This is a genomic window from Pseudarthrobacter raffinosi, from assembly GCF_023913835.1.
In the GTDB taxonomy this organism is placed as follows: Bacteria; Actinomycetota; Actinomycetes; order Actinomycetales; family Micrococcaceae; genus Arthrobacter; species Arthrobacter raffinosi.
Genome location: NZ_JAMXBG010000010.1, coordinates 1 through 17947, shown reverse-complemented (window position 1 = coordinate 17947; position 17947 = coordinate 1). Strand labels below are relative to the sequence as shown.

The following is a 17947-nucleotide window of genomic DNA, read 5'->3' as shown; positions in this document are numbered from 1 at the left end:
AATGCGGTCTGTTAGGGCAGTGCGCTGGCGTTGATGACGTTCCCGCCGTCGGCTGTGACGTAGCAGTCCACGCGCCGGTCGCCTGATTCCCAACTGGTGCTGCTGGGGTAGGCCCGCTGGAAGTTCAGCGTGTACTCGTTCGCTGCCGGTCCCAGCTTGGCCGCCTGGCAGGCCTCCAGGGCCTTGGCGGCAAGGGCCTCCCGGCCCGGATAGGAGCCGACGGCGGGGTAGCGGAAAACGGCCACAAGCTGGGCTGAGTGGCCTGTATCGCAGGCCACCACCGTTGACCGCAAAGCCTCGGGGTCAAAATCCTTGAAGCAGTCGCCCAGCCGGTAGTCCGGCGGCTCCACACCCTCACGGGGGAGCGGGAGTGGCGTGACCAGGGGAGTGGGTGAGATTTCCACGATCCCCGAGCCGCCGTCGTCGGACGTCTGGGGCGCCTCGGAATCCAGCCACACGGCGAGCCACACCAGGCCTCCCACCACGCCGAGCAGAACCACCACAAAGACGGCCTTCAGGAAAGTAGACGCGACCTGCCGGGGCTTCCGGACCGGGCCCTCCATGGCAGGCGCCGTGACCGCCACCTGCGGCAACCCCGCGGTGGGCGGAGCGCCGGGTTTGGGCGGGACGGGGCGCGATTCCTGGTTCTCCATCCGGATACCCCTCCTGGGTGTCGCCTCGTGATGCTGCACGCCCCATGCACCCGGATCGGCAGCTGATGAAGAGACTCTATCCAACAAAAAAGCCGGGAACCCCGCGCGTCGCCGCGGATAGGGTACCCGACATGGCGTCCGCGCGCACGGGCCGGGGCGCACCGGGCGCGGAAAGCATGTAATCTAGGTGTTACGACAAATTGACCAAACATTCCGGGGCCTCACCGATAGCCAAGGTGACCACCTCCGGTCCGAGTACAAAAGGGGGTCACGCCATGGGGCGCGGCCGTCAAAAGGCAAAAGCTACCAAGCAGGCTCGGGATATTAAGTACTATTCCCCGAACACTGACTATTCGGCCCTTCAGCGAGAGCTCAAAGGTCCTGAAGGTCGTGCCACGAGCCATTTCGCGAATGACCCGGTTGAACCGGATTATTCGGCTTATGTGGATAAGTACGCGGACGATTTGGAAGAAGACGACGACGAGGTACACACCCGTCGGATCGGCTAGTTGTTGCACGCCGGCCCCGCCGCAAGGCGCCCGGCCCCGCGACGCTGCAGTACGTTCGGACGCCGTTCGTTAGTACAGCGCTTCTTTTCAGCACCCCGGATCCCAGCGGACCCGCGGTGCTGGCCTCAGTTAGCAGGCCCGTTGCCTGCGCCGGAACCCGGTGCCGGTGGCGGGCTTTTTGGTGTTGACTGGAGGCGTTGATGCGTGTGCCGCCCGCGAAAGGACCTCCCATGCCAGGAAACTCCTCATCCACCAGCTACCGCCACGGTGAACCGTGCTGGGCTGACGTCCAGACCCGGGACGTGGAGGCAGCCAAGGCCTTCTACGCAGCGGTGTTCGGGTGGACCTTCAAGGACCTGCCCACGCCCGATGGGCGCAGCTATGCCCAGGCGTTCGTGGGGGAGGACCTGGTGGCCGTGGTGGCGCCGCAGAACCCGCACCAGGAATCTCTCGGCACGCACGCCCAATGGAACATCTACTTCGCGGCCGAGGACGCCGGTGCGCTGGCCGAGGAAGTTCCCCACGCCGGCGGCGCAGTGCAGTTCGGCCCCGAGGAAGTGGCGGACACCGGCGTGATGGTGTTTGTGGATCCTCCCGGCGGCGGGACCACCGGCGTGTGGCAGCCCGGAACGCACACGGGCTCCGGCCGGTACAACGAGGCCGGTGCGCTGTCCTGGACGGAGCTGATGACGCCCGAGCCGCGGGCCGCCGTCGGGTTCTTCCAGCAGCTGTTCGGCCACGAGGTGACCGAGTATCCCCAGGACGACGGCGGGACGTACAGCACGCTGATGGTGAACGGCGCGGAGGTGGCCGGGATCGTCGCGGCCGAGGCGCCTGCCAGGTGGCAGATCTACTTCGGCGTCACCGACGTGGCCGATGCCGTGCGGAAAGCCGTGGCGGCGGGCGCGGAAGTGCTGATCGCGCCGGAGCCGGATGACGACGATACTCCCGGCGCCACGGCCACCCTCAAGGACCCGCAGGGCGGTGTGTTCAGCCTGCTGGAGGTTTAGCGCCTGACGCTTAACGCATCGAGTGCTCCGCAACCGCCGTTTTCAAGGTTCAAAAGGGCGGTTGCGGAGCACTCGATGAGGGTTTAGGCGTAGGCGTTGACCAAGCGGACGGCGCCGCCGTCCACACCCTTGGCGCCCTGGACGTAGTCCGGACCGGTCTTGAGGATGGAATCCGAGTCCGCGGTGACGGTGCCCATGATCCAGGACGGGACGCCGCGGTCGTTGAGGCGGGCCACGGCGGCGTCGGCGGCTTCGGCGGACACGATGGCCACCATGCCCACGCCGAGGTTCAGGGTGCGCTCGAGGTCGGCCAGCGGGACGTTGCCCAGCTCGGAGACCAGCTTGAAGATGGCCGGAAGCTCCCAGGTGGCGCGGTCCACGGTGGCCACGAGGCCCTGCGGCAGGACGCGGGCCAGGTTGGCGGCCAGGCCGCCGCCGGTGACGTGGCTGAAGCCGTGCACGGCGTTGGCGCTGTTCACCGGGAAGGCGCGGGCAAGGTCCAGGCAGTCTGCAGCGTAGACGCGGGTGGGTTCCAGCAGTTCCTCGCCCAGCGTGCGGCCGAGTTCGGAGACCTGGCGGTCCAGTGCCCAGCCGGCGTGGTTGATGACGCGGCGGACCAGGGAGTAGCCGTTGGAGTGCAGGCCGGAGGAGGCCATACCAATCACAACGTCGCCGGCGCGGACGCGGTCCGGGCCCAGCAGGTCGGAGGCCTCGACAACACCGGTGGCGGCACCGGCAACATCGTATTCGTGCTCGCCCAGCAGTCCGGGGTGCTCGGCGGTTTCGCCGCCCACCAGGGCGGTGCCGGCCACGGAGCAGGCCGCGGCGATGCCGCGGACGATGTCCGCGATACGCTCGGGGACAACCTTGCCGCAGGCGATGTAATCGGTCATAAAGAGCGGCTCGGCGCCTACTACGACGATGTCGTCAACCACCATGCCCACCAGGTCAAAGCCAATGGTGTCGTGGATGTCCATGGCCTGGGCAATGGCAACCTTGGTGCCCACGCCATCGGTGGACGTGGCCAGCAGCGGGCGCTTGAAGGTCAGCAGGCGCGAGACGTCGTACAGGCCGGCGAAGCCGCCCACTCCGCCGATGACGGAGGAATTGTGGGTGGCCTTCACGGCACCCTTCATCAGCTCCACGGCGCGGTCGCCGGCTTCAACGTCAACACCGGCGGAGGCGTACGTGATGCCTGCGGGGATCAGTGGGCTGTTACCGGCGGCGGCGGGGGTTGCGGAAGTCATACGGACTCTTTCTTTTCAGCGCCGGGGATGGTGGCTTCGTGGCGGATCGCAGGCACGTGGTCTTCTTCGGTGAGCAGGTTCTCGAACTCGGCGTCCGGTCCCGGATCGCAGCCGGTGGCGCCGGCCTTCTCCGCCGGGTCCTCCTCGGCGTCGATCGCAAGGGCCGCCGTTGCGCCGGGGAGGGCAGAGGGCGACGGGGTGAGGCCGCCGAGGTCGGTACGCTCCAGCAGGTTCTTGCCCAGTTTGTCCGCGCCCGGGAGCTCGATGGGGTACGTGCCGGTGAAACAGGCCGTGCAGAGGCGCTCGCGCGGCTGCCTGGTGGCGTTGATCATGCCGTCTTCGGAAATGTACGCCAGGGAATCGGCGCCGATGGCCTGGGAGATTTCCTCGATGGTGGCGCCGTTGGCAATCAGTTCCGCGCGGGAAGCGAAGTCGATCCCGTAGAAGCACGGCCATTTGACCGGCGGGGAGGAGATCTTGATGTGGACGGACGCGGCGCCGGCCTCGCGGAGCATCCGGACAATGGCGCGCTGGGTGTTGCCGCGGACGATCGAGTCATCCACCACCACGACGCGCTTGCCGCGGATCACGGACTCGAGGGCGTTCAGCTTGAGCCGGATGCCCAGCTGGCGCAGGGTCTGCGAGGGCTGGATGAACGTGCGGCCCACGTAGGAGTTCTTGACGAAGCCATGCGCGAACGGGATGCCGGATTCCTCGGCGTAGCCCACGGCCGCGGGGGTGCCGGACTCCGGGACCGGGATGACGATGTCCGCGTCCTGGGTGTTTTCGCGGGCCAGCTGGCGGCCCATCTCCACACGGGACTCGTACACGGAGCGTCCCGCGATGGCGGCATCCGGACGGGCGAGGTAAACGTATTCGAAAACGCAGCCGGCCGGCGTCGCCTCCGCGAAGCGCTTGGAACGCACGCCGTCCTCGTCGATGGCGATGAATTCACCCGGCTCGATTTCGCGGATGAAGCTGGCGCCCACGGTGGCCAGGGCGGACTGCTCGGAGGCAACCACCCAGCCGCGCTCCAGCCGGCCCAGGACCAGTGGGCGGATGCCGTAGGTATCGCGTGCCGCGTAGAGGGTGCCTTCGTCCATAAACACGAAACAGAAACCGCCCTTGATCTTCGGCAGCAGCTCCATGGCGGTCTGTTCGAGGGTCTTGCCCTCCTCGCCTTCAAGCAGTGCCGTGACCAGGGCGGTGTCCGACGTGTTGCCCTGCTTCATTTCGCCGCTGAGCTGGCCGCCGTTGCGTTCCATGATCATGGCGTTGAGCTCGGCCGTGTTGGTCAGGTTGCCGTTGTGCGCCAGGGCAACCGTGCCGGTGCTGGTGGCGCCGAGGGTGGGCTGGGCGTTGGCCCAGTGGCTGGCTCCGGTGGTGGAGTAGCGGCAGTGTCCCACCGCCAGGTGCCCGGTGAGGGTGTTCAGCGTGGTCTCGTCGAAGACCTGGGATACGAGGCCCATGTCCTTGTAGACGTTGATCCGCTTGCCGTCACTGGTAGCTATACCAGCCGACTCCTGACCGCGGTGCTGCAATGCATACAGCCCGTAATAGGTTAGTTTTGCTACTTCTTCACCTGGCGCCCAGACCCCGAAAACGCCACAAGCGTCCTGAGGTCCCTTTTCGCCAGGGAGAAGATCATGAGAAAGTTTTCCATCGCCGCGTGCCACTGGTCGATTATCTCACGAGATGCGGTACGACTTTTCCGCCGCCGGCATTGTGACTGTGCCCGGAGGCCGGACGACGGTGTTGGAACCTAGGGCTGCGCGCCGTCGTCGGGCTCTGAATCCGGGACGGCTTCCACGATGGCGCGTTTCTGGCGCTTGACGCTCCGCCGGTCCAGCAGCAGGGCCACCACGGCGCCCAGCACCGCGCCGCCGGCGCCGAACATCACCAGGAAGAAACCGAACACCGAGCCGCGCTCGAAGGATTCGTCACCGGGGAGACCGTATGCGACGGCGGCAGCTACCGCTGCGCCCATCAGGGCGCCGAGGATGAGGAACGGCACATATTTCGGTGCCCGGCGGACAGTGACCTCGCGGCGCTCAGCGGGGGATTCTTCAAAAGACATGCGCTCTAGCCTACTCATCATTGCCGTTGCTCTATCACGTATAGCTGCCAAAACGGCCGAATGGGAGCTATAGGTGATAGAGCAACCGGGGGTGGGGAGGGTCAGGGCTGTGACGTCCGGGACAGGATCCAGGTGTTGGTGCCGTCCTGCCGTTCGAAGGTCACGGTGGTGACCAGCGCCTCGATGAGCGCCAGGCCGCGGCCGGACTCGGAATCGTCGTCCGGGGTTCCCGGTTCCAGGGGGCCGAACGGCGGCTTGGCGAAGAACGCACTGACCCGGGCCTGCAGGAGGGTGGGCTGGACGCTGATGTCCACTCCCAGCTCCACGGGTTTCTGCGCCTTGGCCGGCCGCGCGTGCTGGACGATGTTGGACGCGGCCTCGATCACCGCCGTGGTGAAGGTCATCTGGTCCATGGCCTGGACGAACGGGGCGTCCTCCCAGAGTTTGTCCAGTTCGTTGTGGACGGAGTCGATGGACTCAGCAGCGGACAGTCCCCGGAACGTCCGCCGGGCCAGGACCTCAGTCATTGCTGAACGCATCGTCGGCGGAGGCGTAGGCAGTCAACACCCGGTCCATGCTGGTCAGCTCAAGAACCATTTTGACCTGCGGCTGGACGGCGGCGATGCGCAGGTCCCCGCCGGCCTGACGGGCGGCCTTGAGGCAGCCGATCAGCGCGCCGAGGCCGGAGGAATCCATAAACGCCGTGTTCTCCAGGTTCACCACGATCCGCGAGGAACCGCCGGCGATCACATCGGTGACGAATTCGCGCAGCTTGGGCGCGGACACCATGTTCAGCCGCCCGTCCGCCTTGACCTCCGCGTACGAATCCTTGACCACGTAACTAAACTCCATCGGCTTTCCTCTCTCCAGCATCAACGTCCACAGCGGGTTCGTAGCCCTTGTACAAAACAGCCCGGACCAGGATGCTCATGACCACCAGGTCAAAAATAACCCAGCCCACGTTCACCAGCGTGCCAAGCGGCTCCGCCAGTCCCGTGGCCAGGCGGATAATCCCGACGACGGCGGCCACCGCCAGCAGCACACTCACCACAATCTGGGGCCGGATGAGGCTCCAGCTGGGGCCGCCGGTCTGGCGGGCTTTGGGGGTGACGGCGAACCCGAGGGGGCGGCCGAACCAGACGTTCCGGGCCGCCGTCGAACACGCCTTGATCCAGGTGGGGAACAGCGCCAGGCTGTACTGCTGCCCGCGCCAGGTGGGGATTCCCCGGCCGGCCACCGCGAACAGCACCTGGTTGGCGACCATAAACGGGATGAACCGCAGGAAGAAGTCCCAGCTGAGGCTGGCCACGGGCAGGACGCCCAGCAGCAGGTAGATGATGGGGGCGGCGAAGTAGATGACCGCCGCGTAGCCGCTCAGGTAGGTCCACATGGTGGCAAAGTACATGAGCCGCTGGCCGATCTTCAGGCCTTTCTGCACCAGCGGGTTCTCGCGCAGCAGCACCTGCATGGTCCCCTGCGCCCAGCGGAGGCGCTGGGTCAGCATGGTCTTGAGGTCCTCGGGCGCCAGTCCATAGGCCAGGATCTCGTGGTGGTAGACGCTTTCCCAGCCCATGGCGTGCATGCGCATTGCCGTGGCCATGTCCTCGGTGACGGAGATGGTGGCCAGCGGCATGACCGGCTGGGCTTCGTCGTTGCGCTCAACGCTCAGGGCATCCAGGACGGCCTGCACGGATTCCAGCGCGCCGAGCGGCGACCAGTCACGGGCCGACATGCGCTGGACGGCGTCGTCGGCCACGACTGGGACGCCGGCGTCACCCACCTGGGCGAGTTCCATGGCGGCGATCTCTTCGAGGTCGGCCTGCAGCGCGGACATGTCAGCCTGGACCAGCGTCTGCACGGCCGCGTCCACGCGCCGGCGGACCCGGTAGGTGATCTCGCTCAACGGCTGTCCGGCGGCCAGCTGCTCCTGGGCTTCGCGGGTGGCGGCCTCCACCGCGTCCAGCACTTCAGCTACGAGCGGGGTGTCCATGTCAGCGGATTTCCGCGCCTGGCGGATGGCGGACCGGGAAGCCGTGAGGGCACGGCGGATGCTCTTTTCAGTCTCCTTGACGTAGCCCACCAGGCCCAGCTGCATCAGTGCGTCGCGGCGCAGGATGGCGTTGGAGCCGCAGAAGAACGCCGCGTTCCAGCCGTCCTTGCCCTGCTGGATGGGGCCGTAGAACAGGGGTGCCTGGCTGCCGAGTGGATCGTGGGCGGGCACGTTGCTGAAGTATTGCGGGGTCTGGACCAGGGCTACCCGGCGGTTGTTGAAATAGCCGAGGGTCTTTTCCAGGATGTCCGGTTCGGGGACCTGGTCCGCGTCCAGGATCAGCAGGAATTCGCCGTGCGTGACCATCAGGGCGTTGTTCAGGTTGCCGGCCTTGGCGTGGCGCGGCACGTTGCTGGTCCAGTCCTCGCTCCGCGTCACATAACCCAGCCCGTGCTCTTCGGCGAGGGCCTTCAGCTCGGGGCGGGCGCCGTCGTCGAGAATCCAGGTGCTGTGCGGGTGCCGGATCTTCTGGGCCGCCAGGGCAGTGGTCATCACCATGTCCAGGTCTTCGTTGTATGTGGTGATGAAGACGTCCACGGTGGCATCGTGGGGCGGCGCGGGGGCTCCCTTGCGGATCTTGAGCTGCCACACGGTCATCCCGAACAGCATCACGTCGATCAGGCTGTAGGTCTCAGCCAGCACCAAGGGCACGGCGATCCACCAGGCGTCCCAGTTCAGCGAGGACGCCCAGCGCCAGCCCACATAGTTCAGGCCGAATATGACCGTCAGGACCACCACCAGGCGGGTCCAGAAGCGCGTCATGCCGGGGCTGGCTCAGGCAGGCGGCGGACCACCACTACGGTGACGTCATCCTCGGCGGTTTCGGCAGGGGCCAGTGCCATGATGGCGTCGCTGGCGGACTGCGCAGAAACCTGGCCATGGGCTGCGGCGAGCACCGCCTCAGTGAATTGCTCCACCGAGTCAAAAACGTCCAGCACGCCGTCGCTGGCCACCACCAGGGAGTCTCCCGGGGCCAGGCCGACGGCGGACTGCGGCCAGGCGGATCCGGCCCAGGCGCCCACGGGCGGACCGCCGCTGGGAAGACGGTGCGCCGACCCCTCTGCGGTGACATGCAGCGCCAGTCCGTGGCCGGCGTCGACATAGCTGACGACGCCGGAAGCGGCGTCCAGGCGGGCGTGGAAGAGGGTGACAAATGAGTTGGAGGAATCCAGGTCCGCCGCGATGGTGGTGCTGGCGGAGGCGAAGGCGGCGTCCAGGTCCTGGCGCTGTCCCGTGGACCGCATGACGGCCCGGACGGTGGCCGCGATGAGGGCGGCGCCCATGCCCTTGCCCATGGCATCGGCGAACGTCAGGTGCAGGCCCTCCCGCGTGCGGTACCAATCGTAGAAGTCACCGCCGACGCTGCGGGAGGGGCGGAAGACGCCGGCGACGTCGTACCCGTCCACCCGGACGTCCTCCTGGGGTAGCAGGCTCTGCTGGACCTCCGTGGCGCGTTCCAGCTCGCTCGCCACGGCTGTGTCCGCGGCGGACGGCTGCCGGCGGCGGAACAGGGCGTTGATCCTGGATTGGAGTTCGCGCGGGCTGAATGGCTTGCTGATGTAGTCATCGGCGCCGTTGTCCAAGCCCGTGAGCTTGTCCAGTTCGTCGGCACGGGCGGTGAGCATCACGATGAAGGCATCAGAGAATTCACGGAGGAGTTTGCAGACTTCCAGCCCGTCCACGTCCGGGAGGTTCAGGTCCAGTGTGATGAGATCCGGCTTGGCGCGGCGGACCTCCTCCACGCCGGGCAGGCCGGCTTCAGCGTGGGTGACCTCGAAACCCTGCTTGGTCAGGATCCGGACAAGGAGGCCTCGGATGTCCGGATCGTCCTCAATCACAACGGCACGGCGCGGTTCGGGCATGGAAGGCATGCCTCTACTTCTACAGTATTAGGGCCCGTGAAGCATGTCATAGACCTGACAACGAGGGTTGAAAGTCGGGTGCAGCACTCGACATTCCGGGGCGGTCGGCCATTGACCGGCCTGGCGTGGCCCAGACTTGCCGGAATACTTGCCCGCCCTTGATGGGACCTTGAGGCTCCTTGGCCACACTCGAAGGACCAGCTTTGAAGGAATTGCGCGGATTGCCGGAGGACGGTGCAGGACTTATGGAACCAGCGGAATCCGTCAGACTGCCCGTCAGACTGCCCGGCAGGCTGGGGCGCTCGTGGCGGCGGCTCTTGAAGCAGGGACGCCGCCCGCGCAGCACCGTTCACTACCTGAGCCATTCCTGGAAACTCCGCTCGCTATCCCGCTCGCTGGCCCAGGCCCTGGGGGAGTCCTGGGAGGCCTCGAGCTGGCCGGGGGACCGGCTGGCCGTCGGCGTGGAGCTCTCGGAAAAAGTCGAACAGCTCACCCGCCTCCTCAACCGCGAAACCGAAGTTCACGGCCGCCTGGCGGCGCTCGCAAAGTAGCCGTTCCCTCCTGACCCTTTCCGTGCCACACTTGGTGACAATCGAGTGGCTGGGGGATACCAGGTCAGGAGATTGCCGTGCATTGGTACACCGGGTGGGCTTATCTTTTAGCTGGGCTTCTGACCATGGACGCGGTGCTGCTGGCCTTGTGGTTCATAGACAACGACTGGCCGAGCAGCTGGTGGAAGAAACCCTGATGTAGCGCAGTTTGCGTCAGCTGGTCCCGCGTCAGTACGCGCGGAATCGGCGCAGGTCCCGGCGCATCAGGACGCGCGGGAATCCGTTGAGTACCGAATCCGTATCAGCGGCCTTGACGAACCCGGCCTTCTCGAAGAGCTTGCGCGTGCCCACGTACGCCATGGTGAGGTCCACCTTGCTGCCGCCGTTGTCCACCGGGTACCCCTCAATGGCGGGCGCGCCGTATCCGCGGGCCAGCTCCACGGCACCTTTGAGCAGGTGATGGGAGATCCCTTTGCCGCGGTAACCGGGCCGGACCCGGATGCACCACACAGACCAAACATCGAGGTCGTCCACGTGCGGAATCCTGCGGTTGCGGGCAAAGCTGGTGTCGGCGCGCGGATGGACAGCTGCCCACCCGACTACTTCGTCGCCGTCGTACGCCAGAACCCCTGGCGGCGGATCCTGCGCCACCAGCTCCTTCATCAGGTCGCCGCGGGCTGTTCCGCGCAGCGCAAGGTTCTGCTTGGACGGGATGCGGTAGCTCAGGCACCAGCACACGTTGGCATCGGGCCGCTTGGGTCCAACCAGCGTTTTGACGTCTTCGAACAGCGTTCCGGGACGGACTTCGATCGCCATGCCTGACTCCCGGTTGGTGGGTACCTGTGCCCCGTCAGACTAGACCCCCAGGGACTCCCGCAGGGCAGCGACGTGACCCTGCGCCTTGACCTGGTACTGCGCCAGCGCCACGTTGCCCGCCGGATCCACCACCACGGTGGAGCGGACGAGGCCTTCGACGATCTCGCCGTCGACCAGCTTTTCTCCCCACGCGCCGTAGGCCAGGGCTACTTCGTGGTCCTCGTCGGAGAGCAGCGGGAAGGTCAGGTTGAAGTCGCCGGTGAAGTTAGCCAGCTTCTCCGGGGCGTCGGGGGAGATGCCCAGGACTTCATAACCGGAGGACTGCAGGGATAAGAGGCTGTCGCGGAAATCGCAGGCCTCGGTGGTGCACCCGGGGGTTGCCGCCTCCGGGTAGAAGTACACGATGACGTTCTTGCCGCGGTAGTTGGCCAGGGAGGTTTCCTTGCCCTCGGCGTCCTGCAGCGTGAACTCGGGGGCCTGGGTACCTGGCTGAAGTTTGATGGTCAGTTGGGGGCTCATGGCGTTCCTTCGGGAGACTCTGATGGCAAAAGACAGGAAACCAGTGAATCGGCTTTCCACTTTGAACAACAACTCCGGCGTCATTTGAAGTATTCCGGCTGGTCCGGGGCAGGGACGTGTGCGGGGGTCAGTTACCCGTTCTGCGAATGTCCGGCGGTCCATTGACTTGAGGCGCCGTATGGATACGGTTAGAGGTACGCACTTCTGGTCTCCGCAGTACGTGATCCGCACTACGTAGCCGCTAGCCGGCATCCACGCACAACCGCTTGGTCCCAGCCCTAAGCGCCCGCCGCAAATGATCCCAAGGCTGTTTCCCCATGACCGCAAATTTCATCAGAGCACTGGCTGTTAAATCCCTTGACATCCCGGACAAGAAGCGGTGTCCGGACAAGGCCGAGTTCGATCTCGTCACGGTTGACGACTACTCGGTGGCCCGCCTCATCCTCGCTCCAGGCTGGCGCTGGTCCGAGTCCGCCAAGCCTACTGAACTGACGGACTTCTGCGAGCACAACCACCTCGGTTACTGTGTGTCCGGAAGCCTGGAGATTCAAACGTCCGACGGCGTGAGGTCCACCATCCGCGCCCATGACACCTATGCGTTGCCTCCCGGGCACGATGAGTGGGTGGTTGGCTCCGAGCCGTTCGTCGCCATTGAATTCCTGGGTACGGCGTCCTTCGGTCGGCCGCGGAGCAGGGGATCCCACGCGCTGATTTGAGCGCGCTGATTTGAGTCGGAGCTGGCCTGCCGGGGCTAGGGTGGGGGCTATACAGCCACGGCAATTTCCGCGCGCACGAGCCGCTTGTGCACGATCCGCTTGAGCCTGGCCACAACCTCGGCCGGCGGGCAGTCGGCGTCGAGCTGTACGAAACCGGGGTATTCGGGCATGGAGCGGTAGGCGTCCCGCAGGTCCACCAGGTCAGCCAGCGTCTCAGAATCGGTGCCGCGGGCCACGATGCGCTGGTGTGCCAGCGCGGGCTCAACGTCCAGGTGCACCACGGCGTCAGGCTCCGGCAGGGACGAAATCAGCCAGGGGAGCAGGCGGCCACGCCGCAGTCCTTTGGCCGCGCGCAGGGCCAGCTGGCAGTGGAGGTGCCGGTCCATCACCACCAGTCCGTCGACACGGCCGGCTCGGGCATGGGACACCAGCACGTTGGCCACGCGGAGGGTGGTTTCCACGGCGTCGGCCAGGCGGCGGGGCCAGCGGATGGCCAGCCGTTCAGCCAGCACGGACATGCTCCGCCTGCCGGCATGGTTGCTGAGCAGCAGGGCGTTTTCGCCGTCAGCCTGGGCCGCATCTACCAAGGCGCGGGCGGCCGTGGATTTTCCCGAGCCGTCGATTCCGGTTAAGACAATAAGCACATGGCCTCCTTTCGCCAATGGTTTAACGGAAGGGACAGCGTGATCGTCCCATCATGAGGCGGAGGTCACATTAAGCTTACGTCCGGACGGCGCCTGCAACAGGCACCCGCAGAATGGGGATCTTCGATGCAGTTAGCCCAGCTAGCCGCGATTGTTGCGTGTGTACTTTTGGCCGCGCTCGCGGTTTTTCAGGCCGCCCTGATCGCGGGAGCACCACTGGGACGGTTCGCGTGGGGAGGCCAGCACAACGTCCTGCCCACCAAGCTGCGGATCGGCAGCGCCACCTCGATCATCCTTTACGTCGTCTTCGCCTATGTTGGGCTGGCCAAGGCTGGCATGGCGGCCCCGCTGGTGAACCAAGGATTCACGGACGTCTTCTGTTGGGTGCTGACGGCCTATTTCGCGGTGGGCATCGTGCTGAACGGAATCTCCCGCAGTAAGCCTGAACGCCTGGTCATGACACCCACAGTGGTTATCCTGACCGTGCTCTACGTGGTGCTGTCCCTGAACTAGCGTCAGTGCTGTGGTTCGAGGGCGAGCCGCAGCCCGAAACCGATCAGGACGGTGCCGGTGATGCGGTCGATGGTCCGGAGGCTGCGGGCGTCGTTCAGCCATTTGGAGGCGAAACCTGCTCCGAAAATCAGGAAGGTCAGCCACGCAAGGCCCAGGACGCAGTGGACGCCGGCCAGCAAAATTCCCATCAGCAGCGGAGGTGTCCCCGGCGGGATGAACTGGGGAATCGTGGCGATGTAGAACACCCCCACCTTCGGATTAAGTAGATTAGTGCCTGTCCCGGTCAGCCAGCCCTGGAACAGTTGATGGCGGGAGGCCGCGGGCACTCCAACCTCGGGCGAGGCGGATAACGGGTCCTTGGCCCGGCTCTTCCACAGCAGTGAAGCGCCAAGCCAAACCATGTAGGCGGCACCGGCGATGGTGAGCGCCCGGTAGGCCAGTTCAGATGCTGCCAGCAGCGCCGAGACGCCCACGGCTGCCGCGATTCCCCACACCATCAGTCCGGTGGAGATGCCCAGGGCCGTGGCGAAAGCGAAACCGCGGGTCCTGGCGAGGGACGAACGGAGCACCAGTGCCGTGTCGATGCCCGGAACCAGCGTCAGGAGTCCGGCCACAAGGCCGAACGAGAGCAGTGACTGATAGAGATCCACGAGCCAAGGATAAGCCAACGACGGCGGCCAACCGGCCGCCGTCGAACGTTAACGCAGGAGGCGTCTTAGCTGCAGTGCTTCGTGAAGGCGGCGCCGGCTTCCTGGTACTTGGCCTCCAGCTCGGCGAGCTTGGCCTCGTCCGGGGCTTCCTTGGCGGACTCGTCCGTGAACGCGATGATGGATCCGAGCGCAGGCTTGAGGTCATCCGATGCCACAACTTCGATGGGCCGGATCTGGTTGGCGAGGCGCACCAGGCCGGTCTTGCCCACGTTGTTCGCGGGGTTCGCCAGGACAGCCTTGACGCGGTCGCAGGTTTCGGGGGTGGAAAGTTTGGTGGGCGTGGTGCACGCAGAAGCGGAAAGCACGAGGCCGGCAGCGATCAGGGCGGTGGCGAGTTTCTTCATGGGTCCCTCAGTAGTTGATTGAGGTTTCGATTGTAAGCAGAGACCGCGGCGCCTTGCCGCTCCGGGGGCTCCGGCGGGCGGAGTGTGACCGCACAAGGAGGGGGCACCGGAGTCTGGCGGGGTGGTTCTCGGGGTGCATAGACTGGCAGGACAATCGTGCGGGCCTGCCGCAGGTTGGCCCGTGCGGATCACCTAAATTCAAGGAAGAATCATGGTCCGCACAGCCCAGAATTCAGGAAAAGTACAGCGCCGTACCGCCATTGGGTTCATTGCACTCATGGGGCTGTTGGTGCCTGTCCTCCCGGCCTCGGCGTCGCCGCCGGATGACTCGGTCGTTGTGCTCAAGGGCGCCACCTCCGCCGAGGGGATAGCCGCCGGCAAGGGAAGAACCTTCTACGCCGGAGACCTGGCACTTGGGGACATTTACCGCGGCGACATCCGTGAAGGCAAAGCGCGGATGTTCATCGACGTATCGGACTTTGATTCGCAGCCGAGGGCCGCCGTCGGGATGAAGGCCGATACGCGAAACAACCTGCTGTTTGTAGCGGGCGGGGCGACCGGCAAGGCGTTCGTCTATGACACTGAATCCGGCGAGCCGGTGGATGACTTCACGCTGGCTCCGGGGTTCATTAATGACGTCGCCCTGACGCGGGACGGCGCCTGGTTCACAAACTCGGCCGCCGGCGAGCTCTACTTCCTCCCCGTGGGCAGGCACGGCGAGCTGGGCACTGTTGAGATCCTGCCGCTGTGCGGGCCGGCTGCCGGGCTGACCGGTCCCTTCAACATCAACGGCATTGCCGCCGCCAAGGGCGGCCGGGTCCTGATCGTGGCTCATTCGAACAACAGGGCCCTCTACACCGTCGACCCGGAAACCGGCGATAGTGCCTTGATCGAGGGTGTGGATGTGCCGAAGGTTGACGGCATCCTGGTCCGGGGCCATACCGTCTGGGCGGTGCAGAACTTCCTGAACCAGATCGTCCGGATTGACCTCTCCAACGATCTCTCCTCCGGCGAGATCGAAGACACCATCACCAGTCCCCACTTCGATGTTCCCACTACGGTTGCGCGGTTCGGGAACACCCTGGCTGCCGTGAATGCGCAGTTCATGCGGCCGGCCAGCCCCCACGAAGTAGTGCTGGTGCCGGCCCGAGATTAGGCCGCTTACGTAGGGACGGTGCTGCCCCGCTTGAGCGGTGCGGGGCAGCACCGCTCGTGCGGGGCCGGGCAGCTTGTATGGGGCCGGGCAGCTGATGCCGCGTACTGCTGTTGCAAAGTACGACGGCGGCGTGGCGCCCTAGGTGCGACTCCGCCCTTAGCGGTCGCCCAGGTTGCCGCCGAGGGGCGGTGTGGTGCCGTCGTCCCGCTTGGGGATCCTATGGTCACCCCGGCTGTGGGCCTCGCCCTCCGCCGAGCCGTCCGACTCGCCCTCAAGATCCACCATTCCGCCCGTCTGGTCGAACGGGTGCGTGTACCGGTTGTACGCCGACGGCTCGCCCGTGGGCACGGATTCCCGCCAGGCGCCCGTGGCATGGCCCTCGTGCTCGATGAATTCCTTGAACTTCTTCAGGTCGTGCTCCGCCTGGCGGGCCACGACGTGGAGGAGGTCGCCCACCTTCTCCACCATGCCCTCCGGCTGGTACTCCAGGGTGAGGGAGAGCTCGGTCTTGTTGCCGCCGGCGTCGGAGAATTCCACGGCACCGGAGTTCGTGGCGCCTTCGGTGGACGCCCACTCGATCCTGCGGTCCGGGATCTGCTCCACGATGGTGGCTTCCCACTGACGGCGGACCCCGGCGATATGGGCCACCCACTTCAGGCGGTCGGCACTGAGCTGGGTCACGCTCTCCACGCCACCCATGAACCGCGGAAAATCCTCGAATTGGGTCCACTGGTTGTAGGCGGTGCTGACCGGCACGTCAACCACAATCCGCTTCTCGACTTTGCTGCTCACAACGTCTCCTTTGACTGGAACGGTCTGATGACAAACTGAATACAGTCAGTATGCTTACCTGTCGCTGTTGCAGGCAAGGCGTCAGGGGCAAGGCTTCAGGGGCGCGTGGGCTAGAGGGGAGGGAGACGGCGGTTAGTCGTCGTCGGTGTCGGCGCCTTCGGCGGGTTCCTGGGAGTGCACTCGGATGTCGGTGGGGTCCGCCAACTCGTCCCCTTCGGCCGGAGCCTCGCTGTGGATGCGCTGCGCCACGACTGGTTTTTCCTTCATCTCAACCGCTCCTATGGTGTGTGGAATGTGCCTCAACCATCATTCAGCGCCTCCCGAAGCGGGGTGTCAAGAACCCTTCCAGAGCTCTGGCGGCGGCACGTGTTCTGTGCTGGACTGGGGGCGCACTTTGCCCGCTTCATCCTGTAAAGCTCTACGGCCAGCCGGTTCTGCCGGCTGTTGGGAAGAAACTATCTCATGGCAACGCAGAAAATTGGATACTTTGTGGGGAGTCTGGCCACCGGCTCCATCAACCGCACACTCGCCAAGGCCCTCATCAAGCTGGCCCCGGCGGACCTTGAATTCACCGAGATCCCTATTAAGGACCTGCCCCTCTACAGCTACGACTACGACGCCGATTTCCCGCCGGCAGGCCGCGCCCTCAAGGAAGCGATCGAGGCCTCGGACGGCATCTTGTTTGTGTCCCCCGAATACAACCGCTCCATTCCGGGAGCGCTCAAGAATGCCATCGACTGGGCATCGCGGCCCTGGGGCACCAACTCCTTCGCGCGCAAGCCCACCGGCATCATCGGTGCCTCGCCGGGCAGTATCGGCACGGCGGTGATGCAGTCCTCCATGCGGAGTGTGCTGAGCTTCCTGGACGCCCCCCAATTGAACGCCCCGGAAGTGTACATTCACTTCAAGCCAGGCGTCTTTGGCGACGACGGCGAGGTCCGGGATGAGGGCACAGCCAAGTTCCTGCGGCACTACATGGAGGAATACAGCGCGTTCGTCCAGCGGGTACTGGCCGCCAATGCGCCGGGCCACATCGGCGATCCGGACCCGGATCCGGACAAGCTTTCACGGTAGTCCAGCCTTCCCAAGCCCACAGGCTCAGTCCAGGGGAAGGGTGACCGTCACGGTGGTGCCCTCCCCTGGCTTCGAACAGACGCTGACGGTGCCGCCGGCCTCATGTACTGCCACGGACATCAGCCGCAGCCCGTAGCCGTGGTTCTTGCCGCTTAACGCGAGGTCGCAGTCAAAGCCCGTGCCGTCGTCGGACACTACAAGACGGATGCCGTGGTCAACGGCGGACAACTGGACGGTGAGCTCGGCGGCGTCGGAGTATTTTAGGGCGTTGCTCAGCGCTTCGCGCGCCGATTGGTAGAGGAGGAGCGCGCAGTCCGCCGGGATCTCGATGCCCCAGTGCGGAGTATCCCAGCGGACTGCCGTTCCTTGCTGGCGGAGGGGGCCCGTCAGCCGGTCAATGCAACCGGCCAGCCCCAAGGTGTGGAAGTCGAGTGGGTGGTGATCAGTGATCAGTCCTCCCACCGCGTCGACCTCGCCCAGAGCTGATTCGTTCCCCATGAATCTTCCTGCTTCCCCGCCGTTTTCTTGTGGTGATAAATCCAGCGTGGACCGCCAACTGCATGAGTTGCCAAGGGTTGGCTCAAGGTTGAATCAATTTTTCGGCTCTCCTGACTCTTCCGTGGGCGTTTTGAGCGCGCCTTAACGGACGCACGCCGCTTTCCGTCTATAGGTTTCTGACTGTCTAAGGAAAGAAACTTTTAGAA

At 65.4% G+C, this 17947-nt stretch carries 23 protein-coding genes; 7 read left to right on the top strand and 16 right to left on the bottom strand.

Annotation, left to right across the window (positions count from 1 at the left end):
• Nucleotides 1-11: 11 nt before the first annotated feature.
• Nucleotides 12-653, bottom strand: a complete 642-nt coding sequence (locus tag NG697_RS11380; RefSeq protein ID WP_252598988.1) for a septum formation family protein — start codon at nucleotides 651-653, stop codon at nucleotides 12-14.
• 275 nt (nucleotides 654-928) lie between these two features.
• Between NG697_RS11380 and NG697_RS11375 the strand changes: the two genes are divergently transcribed.
• Nucleotides 929-1162 (top strand): DUF3073 domain-containing protein, encoded by a 234-nt coding sequence (locus tag NG697_RS11375; protein WP_056341155.1) that lies wholly within the window; start codon nucleotides 929-931, stop codon nucleotides 1160-1162.
• Nucleotides 1163-1392: 230 nt separating this feature from the next.
• Entirely contained in the window at nucleotides 1393-2172 is a 780-nt protein-coding gene (locus NG697_RS11370; protein WP_252608162.1) for a VOC family protein, read from the top strand.
• A gap of 83 nt (nucleotides 2173-2255) precedes the next feature.
• Here the strand turns inward: NG697_RS11370 and purM are convergent, their stop codons facing one another.
• The 7 genes from purM to NG697_RS11335 form a co-directional block, all read right to left on the bottom strand.
• On the bottom strand, nucleotides 2256-3419 hold the full coding sequence (purM, locus tag NG697_RS11365; RefSeq protein WP_252598984.1) for a phosphoribosylformylglycinamidine cyclo-ligase: 1164 nt from the start codon (nucleotides 3417-3419) through the stop codon (nucleotides 2256-2258).
• On the bottom strand, nucleotides 3416-5095 hold the full coding sequence (gene purF, locus NG697_RS11360) for an amidophosphoribosyltransferase (protein ID WP_252598982.1): 1680 nt from the start codon (nucleotides 5093-5095) through the stop codon (nucleotides 3416-3418). The genes purM and purF overlap by 4 nt, the downstream gene beginning before the upstream one ends.
• Nucleotides 5096-5181: 86 nt before the next feature.
• A complete protein-coding gene (locus tag NG697_RS11355) occupies nucleotides 5182-5496 on the bottom strand; it encodes a hypothetical protein (RefSeq protein ID WP_252608164.1) in 315 nt (104 codons plus the stop codon).
• Nucleotides 5497-5597: 101 nt separating this feature from the next.
• Nucleotides 5598-6023 carry an ATP-binding protein gene (locus NG697_RS11350; protein WP_252598981.1) on the bottom strand — a complete coding sequence of 142 codons (426 nt, stop codon included), beginning with the start codon at nucleotides 6021-6023 and terminating at the stop codon, nucleotides 5598-5600.
• Nucleotides 6016-6348, bottom strand: a complete 333-nt coding sequence (locus tag NG697_RS11345; RefSeq protein ID WP_252598980.1) for an STAS domain-containing protein — start codon at nucleotides 6346-6348, stop codon at nucleotides 6016-6018. Before NG697_RS11345 ends, NG697_RS11350 begins: the two co-directional genes overlap by 8 nt.
• Nucleotides 6338-8308 carry a glycosyltransferase family 2 protein gene (locus NG697_RS11340; protein ID WP_252614242.1) on the bottom strand — a complete coding sequence of 657 codons (1971 nt, stop codon included), beginning with the start codon at nucleotides 8306-8308 and terminating at the stop codon, nucleotides 6338-6340. The genes NG697_RS11345 and NG697_RS11340 overlap by 11 nt, the downstream gene beginning before the upstream one ends.
• Nucleotides 8305-9417: a PP2C family protein-serine/threonine phosphatase gene (locus NG697_RS11335; protein ID WP_252608169.1), complete on the bottom strand. Its 1113-nt coding sequence runs from the start codon at nucleotides 9415-9417 to the stop codon at nucleotides 8305-8307. Before NG697_RS11335 ends, NG697_RS11340 begins: the two co-directional genes overlap by 4 nt.
• A gap of 194 nt (nucleotides 9418-9611) precedes the next feature.
• On the opposite strand from NG697_RS11335, the gene NG697_RS11330 reads away from it, so the two are divergent.
• Complete coding sequence (locus tag NG697_RS11330; protein WP_252614241.1) at nucleotides 9612-9959, top strand: hypothetical protein; 348 nt, start codon at nucleotides 9612-9614, stop codon at nucleotides 9957-9959.
• Between the two features lie 228 nt (nucleotides 9960-10187).
• Here the strand turns inward: NG697_RS11330 and NG697_RS11325 are convergent, their stop codons facing one another.
• Together NG697_RS11325 and bcp are read right to left on the bottom strand one after the other, a co-directional pair.
• Nucleotides 10188-10775 (bottom strand): GNAT family N-acetyltransferase, encoded by a 588-nt coding sequence (locus tag NG697_RS11325; RefSeq protein WP_252598976.1) that lies wholly within the window; start codon nucleotides 10773-10775, stop codon nucleotides 10188-10190.
• 39 nt (nucleotides 10776-10814) lie between these two features.
• Nucleotides 10815-11294, bottom strand: coding sequence for a thioredoxin-dependent thiol peroxidase (gene bcp, locus NG697_RS11320; RefSeq protein ID WP_252598974.1), 480 nt, complete (start codon nucleotides 11292-11294; stop codon nucleotides 10815-10817).
• Between the two features lie 317 nt (nucleotides 11295-11611).
• On the opposite strand from bcp, the gene NG697_RS11315 reads away from it, so the two are divergent.
• The gene (locus NG697_RS11315) at nucleotides 11612-12010 is read left to right on the top strand and encodes a cupin domain-containing protein (protein WP_056341140.1); all 399 of its coding nucleotides are present in this window, start codon (nucleotides 11612-11614) and stop codon (nucleotides 12008-12010) included.
• Between the two features lie 47 nt (nucleotides 12011-12057).
• On the opposite strand, the gene NG697_RS11310 is transcribed toward NG697_RS11315, so the two are convergent.
• Entirely contained in the window at nucleotides 12058-12654 is a 597-nt protein-coding gene (locus tag NG697_RS11310; RefSeq protein WP_252598973.1) for a dTMP kinase, read from the bottom strand.
• A gap of 126 nt (nucleotides 12655-12780) precedes the next feature.
• Here NG697_RS11310 and NG697_RS11305 point away from each other — a divergent pair, with 126 nt between their 5' ends.
• Entirely contained in the window at nucleotides 12781-13167 is a 387-nt protein-coding gene (locus NG697_RS11305) for a hypothetical protein (protein WP_252614239.1), read from the top strand.
• 2 nt (nucleotides 13168-13169) lie between these two features.
• Here NG697_RS11305 and NG697_RS11300 read toward each other — a convergent pair whose 3' ends face one another.
• A complete protein-coding gene (locus NG697_RS11300) occupies nucleotides 13170-13817 on the bottom strand; it encodes a LysE family translocator (protein ID WP_252614238.1) in 648 nt (215 codons plus the stop codon).
• Between the two features lie 65 nt (nucleotides 13818-13882).
• Nucleotides 13883-14221: a hypothetical protein gene (locus tag NG697_RS11295; RefSeq protein ID WP_056341133.1), complete on the bottom strand. Its 339-nt coding sequence runs from the start codon at nucleotides 14219-14221 to the stop codon at nucleotides 13883-13885.
• A gap of 211 nt (nucleotides 14222-14432) precedes the next feature.
• On the opposite strand from NG697_RS11295, the gene NG697_RS11290 reads away from it, so the two are divergent.
• Nucleotides 14433-15377: an SMP-30/gluconolactonase/LRE family protein gene (locus NG697_RS11290; RefSeq protein WP_252614237.1), complete on the top strand. Its 945-nt coding sequence runs from the start codon at nucleotides 14433-14435 to the stop codon at nucleotides 15375-15377.
• Between the two features lie 156 nt (nucleotides 15378-15533).
• Here the strand turns inward: NG697_RS11290 and NG697_RS11285 are convergent, their stop codons facing one another.
• Nucleotides 15534-16169, bottom strand: coding sequence for an SRPBCC family protein (locus tag NG697_RS11285; protein ID WP_252614235.1), 636 nt, complete (start codon nucleotides 16167-16169; stop codon nucleotides 15534-15536).
• 132 nt (nucleotides 16170-16301) lie between these two features.
• A complete protein-coding gene (locus tag NG697_RS21060) occupies nucleotides 16302-16436 on the bottom strand; it encodes a hypothetical protein (protein WP_256468737.1) in 135 nt (44 codons plus the stop codon).
• Between the two features lie 195 nt (nucleotides 16437-16631).
• Here NG697_RS21060 and NG697_RS11280 point away from each other — a divergent pair, with 195 nt between their 5' ends.
• Complete coding sequence (locus tag NG697_RS11280) at nucleotides 16632-17243, top strand: NADPH-dependent FMN reductase (protein ID WP_252614234.1); 612 nt, start codon at nucleotides 16632-16634, stop codon at nucleotides 17241-17243.
• A 24-nt stretch (nucleotides 17244-17267) separates the two neighbouring features.
• Here NG697_RS11280 and NG697_RS11275 read toward each other — a convergent pair whose 3' ends face one another.
• Nucleotides 17268-17741, bottom strand: coding sequence for a sensor histidine kinase (locus NG697_RS11275; protein WP_252614233.1), 474 nt, complete (start codon nucleotides 17739-17741; stop codon nucleotides 17268-17270).
• Nucleotides 17742-17947 lie beyond the last annotated feature (206 nt).

Excerpts from the sequence above, each read along its gene's own strand:
- NG697_RS11380 (WP_252598988.1), bottom strand. The coding sequence starts at position 653 with ATGGAGAACCAGGAATCGCGCCCCGTCCCGCCCAAACCCGGCGCTCCG.
- NG697_RS11375 (WP_056341155.1), top strand. The coding sequence starts at position 929 with ATGGGGCGCGGCCGTCAAAAGGCAAAAGCTACCAAGCAGGCTCGGGAT.
- NG697_RS11370 (WP_252608162.1), top strand. The coding sequence starts at position 1,393 with ATGCCAGGAAACTCCTCATCCACCAGCTACCGCCACGGTGAACCGTGC.
- purM (WP_252598984.1), bottom strand. The coding sequence starts at position 3,419 with ATGACTTCCGCAACCCCCGCCGCCGCCGGTAACAGCCCACTGATCCCC.
- NG697_RS11355 (WP_252608164.1), bottom strand. The coding sequence starts at position 5,496 with ATGTCTTTTGAAGAATCCCCCGCTGAGCGCCGCGAGGTCACTGTCCGC.
- NG697_RS11350 (WP_252598981.1), bottom strand. The coding sequence starts at position 6,023 with ATGACTGAGGTCCTGGCCCGGCGGACGTTCCGGGGACTGTCCGCTGCT.
- NG697_RS11345 (WP_252598980.1), bottom strand. The coding sequence starts at position 6,348 with ATGGAGTTTAGTTACGTGGTCAAGGATTCGTACGCGGAGGTCAAGGCG.
- NG697_RS11340 (WP_252614242.1), bottom strand. The coding sequence starts at position 8,308 with ATGACGCGCTTCTGGACCCGCCTGGTGGTGGTCCTGACGGTCATATTC.
- NG697_RS11335 (WP_252608169.1), bottom strand. The coding sequence starts at position 9,417 with ATGCCTTCCATGCCCGAACCGCGCCGTGCCGTTGTGATTGAGGACGAT.
- NG697_RS11325 (WP_252598976.1), bottom strand. The coding sequence starts at position 10,775 with ATGGCGATCGAAGTCCGTCCCGGAACGCTGTTCGAAGACGTCAAAACG.
- bcp (WP_252598974.1), bottom strand. The coding sequence starts at position 11,294 with ATGAGCCCCCAACTGACCATCAAACTTCAGCCAGGTACCCAGGCCCCC.
- NG697_RS11315 (WP_056341140.1), top strand. The coding sequence starts at position 11,612 with ATGACCGCAAATTTCATCAGAGCACTGGCTGTTAAATCCCTTGACATC.
- NG697_RS11305 (WP_252614239.1), top strand. The coding sequence starts at position 12,781 with ATGCAGTTAGCCCAGCTAGCCGCGATTGTTGCGTGTGTACTTTTGGCC.
- NG697_RS11295 (WP_056341133.1), bottom strand. The coding sequence starts at position 14,221 with ATGAAGAAACTCGCCACCGCCCTGATCGCTGCCGGCCTCGTGCTTTCC.
- NG697_RS11290 (WP_252614237.1), top strand. The coding sequence starts at position 14,433 with ATGGTCCGCACAGCCCAGAATTCAGGAAAAGTACAGCGCCGTACCGCC.
- NG697_RS21060 (WP_256468737.1), bottom strand. The coding sequence starts at position 16,436 with ATGAAGGAAAAACCAGTCGTGGCGCAGCGCATCCACAGCGAGGCTCCG.
- NG697_RS11280 (WP_252614234.1), top strand. The coding sequence starts at position 16,632 with ATGGCAACGCAGAAAATTGGATACTTTGTGGGGAGTCTGGCCACCGGC.
- NG697_RS11275 (WP_252614233.1), bottom strand. The coding sequence starts at position 17,741 with ATGGGGAACGAATCAGCTCTGGGCGAGGTCGACGCGGTGGGAGGACTG.